Genomic DNA, 14053 nt, shown 5'->3' with positions numbered 1-14053 from the left:
CTTGATTCCTGGCCCTAAACGTGCAGCCCACCCGCAATGGGGTTAGTCCAATCTTGCAATTCAGTAAAACTCAAGGTGACCGTTAATTGAAGTAAGTAAAATTCTGTACTGAAGGGGTGTGTCATGGCGCGTATCGGCTCAAAACAGCTTGCTTTGATGGCACTCGCTTTGACGACCGGGTGTTTTTACCTGGGGGGCATAAATGCCGCTGAGCCACTTGCCCTGAAGGTGAGCGGCAAACTGGGAAAACATGGAATTGCACCTTTCCACTTGCCTGATCAAGAAAGGCTTTCACCAAGCCTGTTGGGCAAAGTCAATTTGTTCCGGGGTGTCGTGGTAGACGAGGGCGCAGTTGTTCAAACCAGACTGAGTTCATCGAAAGCTGGCTTGATTGTCTCTGAAACAAAGCCTGAATCTTCAATCAAGGCAATTTACGGTGGCTTGCAAGTTTCGCTGCAAGAAAATTTGAGTCTTGTTTACACCCCTGGTCGCCTGTCCAGCGCAACACTGAACAGCGAAAGCCAAGGGCTGTATTTGCTCGCCAATCGCGGTGGTTTGGCCAATTGGTTTTTTGGTGTTCAGTCCAATTCTTATTCCACTGCCGCTGACTCACGCCGTGTTTCGAATTCTGCACAGTTTGGCGTCATCGTCGGCTTGAATTAATCCGTTTGAATGAAAAGTTTTAACTTCCATCCGCTCTGAATACGCGATTACTGCACAGTCTCGCCATGGCGACCCGAACCTTCCTTAAATGCGGTTGCGCCTTCGACAGTTTCACCCGAGGTGAGCGTATTCAAGCCAAACTCAAATTCTTCCTCAAGCGCTTCACGTTCACCAAATCCCCACTGGGTCAGTACGCTTTGTCTGTCGTTGCGCATACAGGTTTGTGGGTGTTTGCACAATAGACCTGCCAGCTCGATTGCACCCTCCAGGGCTGTGCGTTCTTTTTCCAGCCGGTTGGCCAAACCCCATGAAAAGGCTTCCACAGCGTCGACAGGGCGACCAGTCAAGATCATATCCATTGCCCGGCTTTGACCAATCAGGCGTGGCAAACGCACTGTTCCGCCATCGATCAATGGCACACCAAAGCGTCGACAAAACACACCAAATACTGCAGTGCTGTCTGCAACACGCATGTCGCACCAGGCAGCCAACTCCAGGCCGCCCGCCACGCAGTAGCCAGATACCGCGGCAATCACTGGCTTACTCAACTCCATTCGGCTTATGCCCATGGGGCCCGCACCATGTCGTTCCATTCGGTTTACACGGCTTGGGTCACCCGATGCAACAGCTTTCAAGTCTGCGCCTGCACAAAAGTTACCGCCTTCACCCGTCAAAATGGCAACGCGAGCTGTTGCATCCGTTTCAAATGATTGAAATGCTTTTTCAAGCTGGTCGGCGGTGTAACGATCGACACAGTTGCGAGCCTCGGGTCGATTGATGGAAATTTTCCAGATCTCGCCTTGCTGTAAGATCTTGATGTCGACGGGTTCTTCTGCTTTGTTGTCCATCATGCGCCCTTTGTTAGATTTTGAATTGAACACAGCCTCCAGCATACCGCGAGTTAAGTCGCAGCGGCTGCCCGCGCGTTTGGTGAGCACTCGAACCGGACTTTATTTTGAATGGGGCATGAAAGCCCGCGCAAAACTTGCTGAATCCTGCCGTATTGTTTTGTCGGATGAGGCGGCCTGGAATTTGAAAGCGGATTTGATGCGTTCAGTGTGGCGAGCCCCACCAAGCATGCAGCTTCCTGACAGCTTGCTTGGCACACAGCTTGATTTTCCCATTGAAGCAGCCAGCCTGAACGACATTCAGCGGGCCTGGACCAGTGCGATTCGCCGACGTTATGGTGGCTATGTTCTTAAACTGGCACTGCGAGTGGTGCCCAAATACACCACCTTGCTTGATTTAAGCCAAGTGGCAGCGTTTAAAACAGTGCTTCAGGAAAGGCTTGGCGAGAATATTTCTTTGGCGCCTTTACTGGCCCAAGACCGCGGCATGTGGCGCAATTTGCCCAATTGGCAGATGGTCAAAAACCGCATGTTGGCGCAAGGCATGAGCCAACAAACCTGGCGGTGGTTAACACGTCAAAAAACCGCCTACATTGCCCGAATTAACTGGGGGCAATTGAGTCACTTGAGCTGGGTGAACTTTCACGCCGCCTTGGACAGAAAAATTCCGATTTCCTGGGTCGACAAGCAAACGGCGGCTTTGCTGGGTTTCGGGGGACTAAGCACATGGCTCAGGCGCAATCACGAGAATTTGAATACGGTGGCGGCCTTGAATATTTTGCGGGGAACCCGCCTGGCGCTGGAGCGCCGTGAAAGCAACTTGAAGCTTGAGCACAGAAGAGAGCTGGAGTTGGAGGAGTTTCCTTTAATTGCAGACTGGTTGCTTGGCAGTGCGGCCAGTGCGACCAAACGCCCCGTGATTATTTCCAGAAACTGGACCTATGACACTTTAATGGCCCGGCAGGCACATTGGCATTTGGTCGAGCTTGATTTGGACTTGGGGCGTCAGAATGTATTTTGGCCAGAGATTCTTGGCATGGGCAATTTGAGTGACAACATTGAGTTTATTGAATTGAACTCGTTGAATGCTTTGCTGAGCGAAGCCAAAAAAATGCACCATTGTGTGCCGTCTTACATTGATCGTTGCATGGCAGGCGATATTTGTATTTTTCATTTGCAGATTAAAGGACACACCCCACAGCGTGGCACACTGGAATTGCGACGTGTGGGCGCCAAAGCCTGGCAAATCAGTCAGTTGAAAGGGCCATGCAATGCACCGGTTTCAAGCCAGTTGTGGAGCGCGGCTCACTTGTTGTTAAGTCGTGCGAACTAAGCTGGAGTTTAATTGTATTCAAGCTGCCTGATTGTGCCGACCCGCGTGGGCTTCTTCGGCTTCACGTAACGCTTTCCTGGCTTTGGCAGAAAACTCCGCGATCGAAATTTCGTGAATTTGAAAAATGATCATTCGGGCATACAACTCGGCCAGACAAGCGGCTTGGGGGCACAGTGTCATGGTGTCCCGGGATGAAGGATATTTTGAGCGCCAATAATTGATGGCACGTTCAAGTTCAATAATCGAAATTGGCTGTTGCGCTTGCGCTGGCATAATTACACCTGCTAGGTTATTCCTGAATTCAAGTATAAACCAAAAAGCTGTTTTTATATACAGTGAAAATTCAGAGAACGCGCTTTAAGAAATTGGCAATTTCAACCACCTCTTCACCGCAAACTGAATGGGCCATGGGGTAGATGTGCCACTGAACATCAACACCTTTGCTTTGCAGCAACTTGACTGCCTTTTCACCGCGCTCCATGAGCACGATGTTGTCTTGCTCGCCGTGAGCCGCCAGCAATGGAATACCCAGATTGATCGGGTTTAATTCAGCATCCAGCGTGTTTTCGCAAGGCAGGTAAGTAGACAAGGCAATCAAGCCTGCCAGTTTGTGGCGTGTACGCAAACCAAGCTGGTAAGTAATTGCACCACCTTGTGAAAAGCCGGCCAGCACAATTTGTTCGGGCTTGAAACCCAATGCAATCTGGTCTTCAATCAATTGTTCAATGGTGGCCTGGCTTTGTCGTATTCCGCCCTCATCTTCCTGACGTTGCAAATCAACATTTTTAATGTCATACCAAGCGCGCATCACATAACCGCCATTGATACTGACCGGAATTTTAGGCGCATGAGGAAACACAAAGCGGGTGTTGGGCAAACCCATTTGCTCAAGCTCTTTGACAATGGGTACAAAGTCGTAGCCGTCTGCGCCCAAGCCATGCAACCAAACCACACAGCCCGTGGGTTGTGGGCCGGTTTCAACAACAACGCATTCAATCTTTGAGTTCATGCTCACGATACACTTCCTTCAGTGGGCTTTCGCAAGGCGGATTTTGGACGAAACGCCTTGATCACGGCTTCATTGGTTTCCATATACGGGCCGCCAATCAAATCGATGCAATAAGGCACGGCGGCAAAGATACCTTTCACAAGGCTATTGCCTTCCGTGTCTTTCAAACCTTCCAGGGTTTCTGCGATGGCTTTGGGTTGGCCAGGTAAATTCAAAATCAGGCTTTCACCACGAATTACAGCCACCTGGCGAGACAATATCGCGGTTGGTACAAAATGCAGGCTGATTTGCCGCATTTGCTCGCCAAAACCCGGCATCTCCTTGTGAGCCACAGCCAAGGTCGCTTCAGGTGTTACATCACGCTTGGCGGGGCCGGTGCCACCCGTGGTGCAAATCAAATTGCACTTGTGTTCATCGGCCAGTTTCTTCAAGGCGTTTTCAATCTCGGCCTGTTCATCTGGAATCAGCACCTCAACAAACTCAATCGGGTTCAGCAACGCGTTTTGAAGCCAGGCTTTAAGGCTCGGAATGCCTTGATCCTGGTAAACACCAGCTGAGGCACGATCGCTCACTGACACCAAGCCAATTTTTACGGCATCAAAACTCATGATTCGCCTCCGTCCGCATCTTGCTCGGCTTTCTCTTCGATCAAACGGTAAATGATCTGAAACAACTGTCGAAAATTTCGGGGAGCTTTTTTGGCGACACGTTCCTGCACTGCCTGCCTGATGATCGGGTTCAGGTTTTCCCGCGCCGCGGCGGGGTAGCTTTCAATGAACGTAGCCAACAGGCCAGGCTCTTCAATCAGGCGGTCGCGCCACTGTTCTGCCGCATGCAGGTGGAGCACCTTCAGTTTTTGCTCAACGGTCTCGCCATTCACCCAGGCTTGCACTTCCTCGTGCTCTTCGTCACGCATCAGTTTGCCAATAAACTGCATTTGCCGCTTTTTAGCGCCAAATGATTTGCACTTGTGAAATTCTGCGATCTCGATAAGCAGGCGCTCACCAATCGGTGCCCGCTTGACTTTGTCATAGGGCATTTCGCACAAGGTTTTGCCCAAATCTTGCAGGGCCAGCATGTCTCGCTTCACTGAGGACTTGCTGGGGCGATCATATTCTTCAAACTCGCCCTGTTTGTCGTTTTCTGGTTCCATGGGCTGTATATTAGCCATTTTTGGCAGCACTTTTCGCAGGGCAATATGGGCTTTAGCTTTAAATCCGAGACATTTCAGGAATTAACCGAATACGCATTGAAAAAAGCCAAATCACTGGGTGCGACCGATTGCGCGGTCGATATCAGCGAAGCGGTGGGCCAGTCGGTCAGCGTGCGCATGGGTGAAATCGAAACCATTGAACACACACGTGACAAAAGCTTTGGCGTCAGCGTGTTTAAAGGCAAGAAAAGGGGCAATGCCTCTTCGTCTGATTTCTCGCTGGAAGCAATTGATTCTGCGATTCGAGCAGCGCTGGACATTGCGAAGTACACCGCTGCGGATAAATTCGCAGGTCTGCCCGATGAGGAAAACATCTCAAGACGGCACCGTGATCTTGATTTGTATCATCCGTGGAATTTAAGCACTGCCAAAGCAGTCGAGAAAGCCCTGGCCATGGAACAGGCGGCGTTTGATGTCAGCAAGCAGATTCGAAATTCTGACGGTGCCAATGTGTCCACCGAATCTGGGCATTTTTATGCAGCCAACAGCAAGGGCTTCAAAGGTGGCTATCCATATTCGCGTCACTCATTGTCTGTTTCGCCGATTGCGCAAGCCAAGAAGTCGAAAGACAGCCCAATGCAGCGCGATTTCTGGTATTCCTCGGAACGCAAGGCCAAAGACCTGGCCAAGCCCGCAAAAATTGGCGCCTATGCTGCACAACGAGCCTTGGCCCGCTTGGGTTCTAAACCAATTACCACCCGCAATTGCCCTGTAATTTTTGAAGCTCCCATCGCGGCAAGTTTGGTAAGCCATTATGTGGGTGCGGTGTCGGGCTCCTCCCTTTATCGCAAAACCAGTTTCTTGTTGAATTCATTGGGCAAACTCGTTTGGGCCCCGCACATCACCATCAAGGAAGACCCGTTCATTGAAGGTGCGCACGGCAGTTCACCTTTCGATGAAGAAGGAGTAAAGGTAAAGGCCCGTACAGTGGTGAAAAAGGGCGTTTGCAACGGCTACTTTCTTTCAAGTTACTCGGCTCGAAAATTGGGCATGGAAACCACCGGCAACGCGGGTGGCACGCACAACCTTATTCTCAGCTCGACCAAAACAGTCTCGGGCGGCCTTGACGCACTGCTCAAAACCATGGGTACGGGCTTGTTGGTTACCGAGATGATGGGGCAGGGTGTGAATGGTGTGACTGGCGATTATTCGCGTGGTGCCTTTGGCTATTGGGTGGAAAACGGCATCATTGTTCACCCGGTTGAGGAAATTACAATCGCAGGTAACTTGAAAGACATGCTGGCCAATATTGTGGCCGTGGGCGACGATGCGTATTGGCGCGGCAGTAAACATGTGGGCAGTATTTTGATCGAATCCATGACCGTTGCAGGGAATTAAAGCAAACAAGGAGACCAAGCAATGGAACGTCGTTCCTTTCTCAAAAAAGCGGGTTTGGGAGCAGCCGCCACCGCAACAGCGGCTTCAGGAACAGCCGCATTCGCCGCCGATGGCCCCAGTGTGCGCTGGCGCCTCACCTCCAGTTTCCCCAAAAGCCTGGATGCGCTGTGGGGCGCTGCACCTCAGTTGGCCAAGCGCGTGTCTGAATTGACCGGTGGCAAGTTCGACATTCGCCCTTTTGCGGCTGGCGAAATTGTGCCTGGCCTGCAAGTGCTGGACGCAGTGCAGCGTGGCACGGTGGAGTGTGGGCACACAGCTGGCTACTACTACGTGGGCAAAGATGCTGCGTTCGCATTTGAAGCTGGCTTGCCCTTTGGTTTGACCGCTCGCCAACAAAACGCATGGCTTTATCACGGTGGTGGTTTGCAAATGACCCGTGAGTTTTTGAAAGACTACAACATCATCAATTTTCCTGGCGGTAACACAGGCACCCAAATGGGCGGCTGGTGGCGCAAGGAAGTCAAAAACCTGAACGATCTGAAAGGTTTGAAAGTTCGAATTCCGGGCTTTGGCGGGAAGATCATGGCGGCCTTGGGCGCAGTGCCACAAACCATAGCCGGTGGCGATATTTACCCGGCATTGGAAAAGGGCACGATTGATGCAGCAGAATGGGTTGGGCCATATGACGATGAAAAACTGGGTTTTCAAAAAGTGGCCAGGTTTTATTATTACCCTGGATTTTGGGAGCCAGGCCCTTCATTGAGTTTTTATGTCAATCTGGACGCCTGGAGCAAACTGCCCAAGAGTTATCAGGCTGCGTTGGAAGTAGCCGCGGCCGAGGTGAATATCACCATGACGGCGGAATATGATGCCAAAAACCCGGCTGCATTGAACCGATTGATTCAATCGGGAGCGCAACTTCGAATATATCCCCGCGATATTCTGGATGCCGCCTACAAGGAAGCCGAAAAGCTTTACGCCGACGAATCCAAAAACAATCCAAAATTCAAGAAAATATTCACATCGTGGAATCGTTTCCGCAACGACCAGAACAACTGGTTCCGGGTTGCTGAAAATTCCATGGCCTCATACATACCCAGATCGAAGTAAGTTTTTGACCTACGCAAGAGGGGTCAGATATAAAGAGCGGCTGACTGGCCGCTCTTTTTCGTTTAATGGAACCAAAAGCCTGGCACAAGTCACCCAACGCAGTGTCGCCCCTATCGGGGTTGTTCGCACTTCTTTTGGCTGTCGTAATGAATGGCAAGGGCACTATTCACTTCTGAACGACGGCTTCTGACACTTGACTTGTATGGGACAAATTTATGTCGACTCCTAATCAACTACGCGTATTTATTATTGATGATCACCCAATCATTGCCATGGCTTTGCGCGACATCATGAATTCGCGCTATACCGACCTTGAGGTCAAGCTGTTCAGTCGCATCGGGCCCGCGCTTGAGCACAGCCGTTTCGAGCAACCAGACCTTGTACTGCTTGACTTGGGCTTGCCTGATATGGCGCCAGAAAAAGTACTGGAAACCGCGCTGGAAACTTTTGATTACAGCCGCACGCTGGTCATTTCTGGCAATGAAGAGATTTTGGGTGACATGGCCGATGAATACCCTGAAACGGAATTTGTATCCAAAGGCATTACCCAAGATCGCGTGCTTAGTGTGTTGGACAGTATGGTTTTGCGTTTGCGCCGCAACAACTGGACCGATCAAATCAGTCAAAAAACGCAAGCCGCAAGCGGGTTCACGATTGGTCAGCGAATGGCCCGAATCACTGAGCGGCAAGTGTCTGTGTTGTACCGAATTGCCAAAGGCGAGTCCAATCATGAAATCGCCCAGAATTTGGGTCTGTCTCCTGAAACGGTGAAAACCCACGTTCGAAGCATTCTGGCCCGCCTGAATGCCCGAAATCGCCTGGAGGCCGCAATGCTTTACCGAGCCTGGCAGGAACAAAAAACCGACGAGGTTTATTCCGATTAAGCTGCACTTCATGAGACAAATCAACCGGCTTAGTGCATGGGTACAGCAACACTACGATGCATGCTTGCTGGCATCCCTGTGTTTGTTGCCTTTGTCTTTTCAATTGATGGGCCTGGACACTGGGGCTCAATCCCAGTTGGCTTATATTGCCTTCATCAGCGGGTGCCTGCTCAATGCCAAAGTGTCCTGCAGGCGTGCCTTTCGGGTGCCGCCCACAGAAAAACTCTGGTTTCTGGTTTTTGCTTCAGCTTTCGGTGGCTGGGTGTTGTCGCTGAACTGGCAGCACCTCAGCTTTGCGGTGTTGTGCTGGGTTTCACCGTTTACGCTGCTGGCAGTTTTATTGGAAAGGCAGCACCGGTACAGCATTGCAAAACAACGGATTCAAAACCGGCGAACCCAGCAAGCCCGGTGGCGAAATGCAAAACACAGTGTGCTCAGCGAATGGAAAGACAGGTTGCGCTGGCTGGCTGGTGTTCAGCATGACATGCGTCAGCCCTTGCATGCACTGGGTTTGTTGGTGGGTCACCCCTCGCTGGATACTTTCCATCAACATGCCGCGTCCAATCAGGTTATTCGTCAAATGACCAGTTGCCAAAGGTGGCTTCACGACTTGGCTGAAAACATGCTCGAGGCCACCCGGCTTGAACTGGGTGAGCAACGCGAGAAAAGAATTGAGAGCGTTTCAAGCACCGAGCTTTGCAAGTCGCTCGAGGGCTGGATGGGACAGTTGGCTGAAACCAAAGGGCTGACTTTCCATGTCGATGTGGAGGAGTTCCTGATTCACACGGATGCCCGCCGATTGAAACGGGTTATGGGAAATTTGGTGTTCAACGCGGTAGAACATACGCTTGAGGGTGGTGTGGCATTCTCCTATCGACGCCATGGTGGAATTCACCGGTTTACCGTCAAAGATTCAGGCCCAGGCCTGCAAGAGGACATATTGCAGCACAAGGCGGCAAGGTACTCAACCTTTGGCAGCGACCTTCCTAAAACAGGCATAGGTTTGTATGTGGTCAAGTGCCTTTGCCAGGAAATGGAATGGAATTTGTCGATGTGCAATGTCAAGGAAGGGGGTACGGTGTTTGTGCTTGAACTTGCCGATCGAATTTCAAACAAGGCTGAAGTTGTGACCTTGAACTCGAAAAAAACGGGTTAAGCCGATTGCCAATGACCTGGGCAGCTATTCGCTGAAGCTTGGAACAAAAGGTTGTTGCTCGGCCGGGTCGTTCCCACCCCCGTAATTCTGCGTGGGCAGGTCCAGTTGCAATGGGCTGTCTTGGTACTTCACCTTTTCCTCCTGGATCACCAGCTGTGGAAAGGCAAAAATAAGCACCACCATCAACAATTGCAAGGCAATGAACGGCAGGGAGCCCTTGTAAATTTCAATCGTTTTTACCACCTTGGGTGTGACCGATTTCAGGTAGAACAGCGAGAAGCCAAACGGTGGGGTCAGAAAAGAGGTTTGCATGTTCATGGCGATCATGACGCCGAACCACACCAGGTCAATGCCCAGTTTGTCAGCCACTGGTACAAGCAATGGAATTACGATAAACGCAATTTCAAAGAAATCCAGAAAGAAGCCCAACACAAAAATCAGGATTTGCACTGCGATCAAGAATCCAAGTTCACCACCTGGCAAATCACCCATCAGTTGTTCCACCCACAGGTCGCCTTCAACCGCCCTGAAAGTAAGACCAAACACGGTAGAGCCAATCAAAATGAACAACACAAAGCAGGAAAGTTTGGTCGTGGAATCGATTGATTGTTTCAGCAAATCCAGATTCAACCGCTTCTTGGATGCCGCGATCAGCAAAGCACCCACAGCACCCATGGCACCGCCCTCGGTGGGCGTGGCAATGCCCAGAAAAATGGTGCCCAGCACCAGAAATACCAAGGCCAAAGGAGGCATTAGCACAAACACCACAGCTTTCAGTATTCGCGCACCCGAATTGCTTTGACCGATGTAGCAGGCCTCTGGGGGCAAAGCAGGCAGGGCGTTCTTTTGAACGCGTGTAATTACAAACACATAAGCGTTGTAAAGAAGCACCAGTAACAAGGCAGGAATTAGCGCACCTTGGTACATGGCCCCCACTGAAACCCCCAGTTGATCGGCCATGACAATTAAAACCAGCGACGGTGGAATAATTTGGGCCAGTGTTCCCGAAGCGGCAATAACGCCAGTAGACACCGATTGACTGTAGCCATATTTCAACATGATGGGCAAAGAAATAAGCCCCATGGATATGACCGAAGCCGCCACTACGCCAGTGGTGGCGGCCAACAAAGCGCCTACCAATATCACTGCATAGGCCAAACCGCCGCGCACCCGGCCAAACAATTGGCCGATGGTTTCCAGCAGGTCTTCGGCCATGCCACTGCGTTCAAGTACCAAGCCCATGAAAGTGAAAAACGGAATAGCGAGCAGGGTTTCATTGCTCATGATTCCGAATATCCGGTCGGGCAGCGCTTGCAGCAAGGCCACGTTCATTAACCCTTGCTCAATCGCGATGTAGCCAAACAGTAGCCCGTTTGCAGCCAGGGCGAATGCGACAGGAAAGCCGCTGACCATGAACAGCAGCAGGACTGCGAACATGAGGGGCGCCAACCATTCAACCGGAATTATTGGCATGGTGTGGGGTGTCCCTTGATTACGGCGATTTTTTTGATGATTTCGGAACAAACTTGCAAGCCAAGCAATCCGAATCCCAAAACGATTAATGCCTTGGCTGGCCAGCGGATCAAACCACCTGGGTCGGCAGAGTATTCATTGATTCGAAATGACTCATAGGCGAAGTCCCAGCCTGACACAAGAACAAAACCGATTAGAGGCAAGGTGAACAGCACATGCCCCAGAATGTCGATCCAGGCGCGCGTTGACTCGGAAAACCGGTTTGAAAGCACGTCGATGCGTACATGTGCATTTTGTTGCAGGGTGTAAGCGGCACCCAGTAAAAACACAGCGCCAAACAAATACCACTGAATTTCAAGCAAGCCATTGCTGCTGGTGTCAAAAACTTTTCGCACCACAGCGTTGTAGGCCGACACCAGCGTAGTGATTAAAATTAACCAACCGACGGCAAGCCCCAGCCTGGTGTTCAGGCCGTCAATGCCGCGTGAGATGGCCAACAACCCCTTCAACTTTACAAACCCAGCCGCTTGCGGGTTTCGGCCGCAGCTGTTTTGACCTGTACCGGGTTGGTTCCACCCACGTGGTTGCGTGCCTGTAGCGAGCCTTCGAGTGTGAGTACCGCACACAATTCCTGGTTCACCAAATCGTCGCTGTAGCCCAGTTCGGTTAGTTTCAGAGCCTCTTGAAGTTGGGCTACGCTCAGCGCCTCCAGGCCACATTGCTGGGTGTCGCAGTACCGCACGGCACGGGCAACAGCCTCATGTGCATCACGGAAAGGCATGCCGCGCTTGACCAAGGCATCCGCCAGATCAGTAGCTGTGGCATAGCCTTCCAGTGTGGCTGCGCGCATGTTGTCGGCTTTCACTTGAATGCCCTCAACCATTTCAGCAAAAATAGTGAGCGTGTCGACCACAGTATCAACGGTGTCGAAAAGGGGCTCTTTGTCTTCCTGGTTGTCTTTGTTGTAGGCCAGTGGCTGGCCTTTCATCAAGGTCAGCAGGCCCATCAGGTGTCCATAAACACGGCCTGTTTTGCCGCGCGCAAGTTCCGGCACATCCGGGTTTTTCTTTTGTGGCATGATGGACGAACCGGTGCAGAAACGATCGGGCAGATCGATGAATGCATAGCGCTGGCTCATCCAGATAATCAATTCTTCAGACAGGCGCGATACGTGCATCATCAAGATGCTGCTGGCCGAGCAAAATTCAATTGCAAAATCACGGTCTGAAACGGAATCGAGACTGTTGCGGGTTGGGGCATCAAACCCCAGCAGTTCAGCTGTGCGATTGCGATTGATGGGGAATGTGGTTCCCGCCAATGCAGCCGCACCCAGTGGCAATCGGTTAATTCGCTTGCGGCAATCTTGCATGCGTTCCAGGTCGCGTTCAAACATTTCTGCATAAGCCAGCAAGTGGTGCCCGAAAGTAACAGGCTGTGCCACTTGCAAGTGGGTAAAGCCAGGCATGACGGTGTCGTGGTTGCGTTCAGCCACAGTGACCAGTGCTTGAATAAGCGCCTTGAGCAATCCCTGAATGCGGTCTACCTCGTGGCGCAAAAACAGGCGAATGTCCGTGGCCACCTGGTCATTGCGAGAGCGGCCTGTGTGCAGACGTTTGCCAGCGTCACCCACCAACTCGGTAAGCCTGCGCTCGATGTTCAAGTGCACGTCTTCAAGATCCAGCTGCCATGTGAACTGACCCGCCTTGATTTCATCCAGAATTTGCGACATACCGTTTTGTATTGCCTGAAGGTCGGACGCTGCAATAACTCCCGCCTCAGCCAGCATGGTGGCATGTGCCAATGAGCCTTGAATGTCGAACTCGGCCAGCCGTTTGTCAAAAAACACGGATGCAGTGTAGCGCTTGACCAGCTCGGACATGGGTTCGTTGAATCGGGCTGACCATGCTTCCTGTTTTTTGGACCATTGGTTCGACATGGGGAATCCTTTATGCACTTTGGAACAGGGCCTAATTATAAGGGGTTGCCGTGCTAGACTTTCGTCATGAACGCCTTCTCACAGCCTTGCTGTGGGGAATTGATTGAAATTTATCCACTGAATTGCGACTAGCGATGTCGCCACACTGAATGAAAATAAGAATTGCATCAAGGGAAAGCCGCTTGGCCATGTGGCAGGCTGAACATGTTCGAGACCTGTTACTGGCGTTGCCTGGGGTTTCTGGCGTTGAAATTGTGGGAATGACCACCAAGGGCGATCAGATTCTGGACCGCTCACTTGCAAAAATTGGCGGAAAAGGACTTTTCATCAAAGAACTGGAGCATGCCTTGCTTGAAGGGCGGGCCGATTTGGCCGTGCATTCTGGCAAAGACATTCCCATGGACCTGGATCCTGAGTTTCAACTGCTGGGCTTCATGACTCGCGAAGACCCACACGATGCATTTGTGTCCAATGACTATGCCAGCTTGGCTGATTTGCCAGCAGGTGCCGTGGTTGGCAGCTCCAGCTTGCGCAGGCAGGCACAGGTGTTGGCGCGTTATCCGCATTTGAAAGTCGAGCCTTTGCGCGGCAATCTGGATACTCGATTGGGCAAATTGGATTCAGGTCAGTATCAAGCCATAGTTTTGGCTGCTGCCGGTTTGAAACGCCTTGGTTTGCATTCAAGAATTCGCAACGTGATTGAATCAACCGACATGTTGCCCGCCGTGGGGCAGGGTGCCTTGGGCCTGGAAATTCGCGCCGGCGATTCACAATTGGCCGAGTTGGTAAAGCCACTGATTGACCCGGTGTGTACCGCCTTGGTGAGCGCAGAGCGTTCAGTGTCCAAAGCGCTCGGCGGCAGTTGCCAAGTGCCTATTGCTGGCTATGCAACCCTGAACGATGCACACACTTTCACTTTGCGAGGCTTGGTGGCCAGCCCGGATGGCAAGACTGTGATCGAGAAAAGTGCGCAGGCAAGCCTGCAACACTGGGAAACTGCCGCGGACCTGGTAATCGAAGGTTTGCTTCAAGAAGGTGCGCAGGCCTTGATTGAATCGGCTATTCAACAATTTAAAGGATAACTACCGGA

The 14053-nt window shown here is 51.5% G+C and carries 15 protein-coding genes; 7 read left to right on the top strand and 8 right to left on the bottom strand.

Annotation, left to right across the window (positions count from 1 at the left end):
- The first annotated feature begins 123 nt into the window (after positions 1-123).
- Positions 124-663: a hypothetical protein gene (locus tag HKT17_RS08090; protein WP_171099173.1), complete on the top strand. Its 540-nt coding sequence runs from the start codon at positions 124-126 to the stop codon at positions 661-663.
- Positions 664-710: 47 nt separating this feature from the next.
- Here the strand turns inward: HKT17_RS08090 and HKT17_RS08085 are convergent, their stop codons facing one another.
- The gene (locus tag HKT17_RS08085; protein ID WP_171099172.1) at positions 711-1514 is read right to left on the bottom strand and encodes a crotonase/enoyl-CoA hydratase family protein; all 804 of its coding nucleotides are present in this window, start codon (positions 1512-1514) and stop codon (positions 711-713) included.
- On the opposite strand from HKT17_RS08085, the gene HKT17_RS08080 reads away from it, so the two are divergent.
- Positions 1513-2844, top strand: coding sequence for a PcfJ domain-containing protein (locus HKT17_RS08080; protein ID WP_171099171.1), 1332 nt, complete (start codon positions 1513-1515; stop codon positions 2842-2844). The genes HKT17_RS08085 and HKT17_RS08080 overlap by 2 nt on opposite strands.
- An 18-nt stretch (positions 2845-2862) precedes the next feature.
- Here the strand turns inward: HKT17_RS08080 and HKT17_RS08075 are convergent, their stop codons facing one another.
- The 4 genes from HKT17_RS08075 to yjgA form a co-directional block, all read right to left on the bottom strand.
- The gene (locus HKT17_RS08075) at positions 2863-3117 is read right to left on the bottom strand and encodes a DUF3717 domain-containing protein (RefSeq protein WP_171099170.1); all 255 of its coding nucleotides are present in this window, start codon (positions 3115-3117) and stop codon (positions 2863-2865) included.
- A gap of 70 nt (positions 3118-3187) precedes the next feature.
- A complete protein-coding gene (locus HKT17_RS08070) occupies positions 3188-3853 on the bottom strand; it encodes an alpha/beta hydrolase (protein ID WP_171101434.1) in 666 nt (221 codons plus the stop codon).
- 2 nt (positions 3854-3855) lie between these two features.
- Complete coding sequence (gene mog, locus HKT17_RS08065) at positions 3856-4461, bottom strand: molybdopterin adenylyltransferase (RefSeq protein ID WP_171099169.1); 606 nt, start codon at positions 4459-4461, stop codon at positions 3856-3858.
- Positions 4458-5024 (bottom strand): ribosome biogenesis factor YjgA, encoded by a 567-nt coding sequence (gene yjgA / locus HKT17_RS08060; protein ID WP_171099168.1) that lies wholly within the window; start codon positions 5022-5024, stop codon positions 4458-4460. The genes mog and yjgA overlap by 4 nt, the downstream gene beginning before the upstream one ends.
- A gap of 27 nt (positions 5025-5051) precedes the next feature.
- On the opposite strand from yjgA, the gene pmbA reads away from it, so the two are divergent.
- From pmbA to HKT17_RS08040, 4 genes are all read left to right on the top strand, one after another.
- The gene (gene pmbA / locus HKT17_RS08055; RefSeq protein ID WP_171099167.1) at positions 5052-6404 is read left to right on the top strand and encodes a metalloprotease PmbA; all 1353 of its coding nucleotides are present in this window, start codon (positions 5052-5054) and stop codon (positions 6402-6404) included.
- Positions 6405-6425: 21 nt separating this feature from the next.
- Positions 6426-7514 carry a TRAP transporter substrate-binding protein gene (locus HKT17_RS08050; protein ID WP_171099166.1) on the top strand — a complete coding sequence of 363 codons (1089 nt, stop codon included), beginning with the start codon at positions 6426-6428 and terminating at the stop codon, positions 7512-7514.
- A 215-nt stretch (positions 7515-7729) separates the two neighbouring features.
- Positions 7730-8398, top strand: coding sequence for a response regulator transcription factor (locus tag HKT17_RS08045; protein ID WP_105029158.1), 669 nt, complete (start codon positions 7730-7732; stop codon positions 8396-8398).
- A gap of 10 nt (positions 8399-8408) precedes the next feature.
- Positions 8409-9554 (top strand): sensor histidine kinase, encoded by a 1146-nt coding sequence (locus HKT17_RS08040; RefSeq protein ID WP_171099165.1) that lies wholly within the window; start codon positions 8409-8411, stop codon positions 9552-9554.
- Positions 9555-9578: 24 nt separating this feature from the next.
- On the opposite strand, the gene HKT17_RS08035 is transcribed toward HKT17_RS08040, so the two are convergent.
- The 3 genes from HKT17_RS08035 to argH are packed head-to-tail and all read right to left on the bottom strand — an operon-like array spanning position 9579 to position 12963.
- Positions 9579-11027, bottom strand: coding sequence for a TRAP transporter large permease (locus tag HKT17_RS08035; protein ID WP_171099164.1), 1449 nt, complete (start codon positions 11025-11027; stop codon positions 9579-9581).
- Positions 11018-11524, bottom strand: coding sequence for a TRAP transporter small permease subunit (locus tag HKT17_RS08030; RefSeq protein WP_240965740.1), 507 nt, complete (start codon positions 11522-11524; stop codon positions 11018-11020). Before HKT17_RS08030 ends, HKT17_RS08035 begins: the two co-directional genes overlap by 10 nt.
- 14 nt (positions 11525-11538) lie before the next feature.
- Positions 11539-12963 carry an argininosuccinate lyase gene (gene argH, locus HKT17_RS08025; RefSeq protein ID WP_171099162.1) on the bottom strand — a complete coding sequence of 475 codons (1425 nt, stop codon included), beginning with the start codon at positions 12961-12963 and terminating at the stop codon, positions 11539-11541.
- Between the two features lie 149 nt (positions 12964-13112).
- On the opposite strand from argH, the gene hemC reads away from it, so the two are divergent.
- Positions 13113-14045: a hydroxymethylbilane synthase gene (gene hemC, locus HKT17_RS08020; RefSeq protein WP_171099161.1), complete on the top strand. Its 933-nt coding sequence runs from the start codon at positions 13113-13115 to the stop codon at positions 14043-14045.
- Positions 14046-14053 lie beyond the last annotated feature (8 nt).

It is taken from the genome of Limnobacter sp. SAORIC-580, assembly GCF_013004065.1.
In the GTDB taxonomy this organism is placed as follows: Bacteria; Pseudomonadota; Gammaproteobacteria; order Burkholderiales; family Burkholderiaceae_B; genus Limnobacter; species Limnobacter profundi.
Note: the sequence above shows the minus strand (reverse complement) of the source record. Positions and strands in the feature narration are given on the sequence as shown.

Coding starts and splice junctions, on each gene's coding strand:
- HKT17_RS08070 (WP_171101434.1), bottom strand. CDS start 3,853: ATGAACTCAAAGATTGAATGCGTTGTTGTTGAAACCGGCCCACAACCC.
- HKT17_RS08045 (WP_105029158.1), top strand. CDS start 7,730: ATGTCGACTCCTAATCAACTACGCGTATTTATTATTGATGATCACCCA.
- HKT17_RS08080 (WP_171099171.1), top strand. CDS start 1,513: ATGCGCCCTTTGTTAGATTTTGAATTGAACACAGCCTCCAGCATACCG.
- HKT17_RS08035 (WP_171099164.1), bottom strand. CDS start 11,027: ATGCCAATAATTCCGGTTGAATGGTTGGCGCCCCTCATGTTCGCAGTC.
- mog (WP_171099169.1), bottom strand. CDS start 4,461: ATGAGTTTTGATGCCGTAAAAATTGGCTTGGTGTCAGTGAGCGATCGT.
- HKT17_RS08075 (WP_171099170.1), bottom strand. CDS start 3,117: ATGCCAGCGCAAGCGCAACAGCCAATTTCGATTATTGAACTTGAACGT.
- HKT17_RS08050 (WP_171099166.1), top strand. CDS start 6,426: ATGGAACGTCGTTCCTTTCTCAAAAAAGCGGGTTTGGGAGCAGCCGCC.
- HKT17_RS08040 (WP_171099165.1), top strand. CDS start 8,409: ATGAGACAAATCAACCGGCTTAGTGCATGGGTACAGCAACACTACGAT.
- yjgA (WP_171099168.1), bottom strand. CDS start 5,024: ATGGCTAATATACAGCCCATGGAACCAGAAAACGACAAACAGGGCGAG.
- HKT17_RS08090 (WP_171099173.1), top strand. CDS start 124: ATGGCGCGTATCGGCTCAAAACAGCTTGCTTTGATGGCACTCGCTTTG.
- argH (WP_171099162.1), bottom strand. CDS start 12,963: ATGTCGAACCAATGGTCCAAAAAACAGGAAGCATGGTCAGCCCGATTC.
- HKT17_RS08085 (WP_171099172.1), bottom strand. CDS start 1,514: ATGATGGACAACAAAGCAGAAGAACCCGTCGACATCAAGATCTTACAG.
- pmbA (WP_171099167.1), top strand. CDS start 5,052: ATGGGCTTTAGCTTTAAATCCGAGACATTTCAGGAATTAACCGAATAC.
- hemC (WP_171099161.1), top strand. CDS start 13,113: ATGAAAATAAGAATTGCATCAAGGGAAAGCCGCTTGGCCATGTGGCAG.